Here is a 655-nt window from a genome sequence, read left to right on the forward strand (position 1 = left end):
TTTACTTCAACCGCAGGATCAGCCGACGCGACCATGTCGTGCTTTACCGTGTGAACGTTCGCCAGACCGCGCCGCGCCTTGCCGATCGGGAGATCGTCGAGGCCAGATTTTTTGATCCGCGGGCCCTGCCGCAGGGCACCACTGCCGCCACTCTGCGGCGGCTGGGGGAACTTGGCGGCGAAGTGCCGCCATCGCACCATTGGTAAGCCTCACGCGGCCAGCTTTTCCCGGCCGTGCTGCAACTCCAGATCCAGTTCCGGTCCGACCGGAACCACGCCGGTCGGGTTTATCATCAGATGGCTGCGGTAGTAGTGATGCTTGATATGGCGCATCTCGACGGTGTCGGCGACACCCGGCGTCTGATAGAGGTCGCGCAGATAGGCATAGAGCGCCGGATAGTCGGCGATGCGGCGGATGTTGCATTTGAAATGGCCGACATAGACCGGGTCAAAGCGCACCAGCGTGGTGAACAGACGCCAGTCGGCCTCGGTCATGCTCTTATCGAACAGATAACGCTGTTGGGCCAGGCGCTGCTCCAGCCAGTCCAGCGTTTCGAACAGCGGATAGACGGCGCTTTCGTAGGCTTCCTGTGTGGTGGCAAAGCCCGACTTGTAGACGCCGTTGTTGACGTTGTCGTAGACGCGGGCATTGACCG

General features: G+C 61.4%; 2 protein-coding genes. One reads left to right on the plus strand and one right to left on the minus strand.

All coding sequences use genetic code 11. The annotated features are described in order from the left end of the window. A partial coding sequence (locus tag PDO_RS17000) for a DNA mismatch repair protein MutT (protein WP_037074507.1) occupies window positions 1-206 on the plus strand: 206 nt, incomplete at its 5' end. A 3-nt stretch (window positions 207-209) separates the two neighbouring features. Here the strand turns inward: PDO_RS17000 and PDO_RS17005 are convergent. Further along, a partial coding sequence (locus PDO_RS17005) for a glutathione S-transferase C-terminal domain-containing protein (RefSeq protein ID WP_007604708.1) occupies window positions 210-655 on the minus strand: 446 nt, incomplete at its 5' end.

Source organism: Rhizobium sp. PDO1-076 (genome assembly GCF_000247475.1).
GTDB lineage: Bacteria > Pseudomonadota > Alphaproteobacteria > Rhizobiales > Rhizobiaceae > Allorhizobium.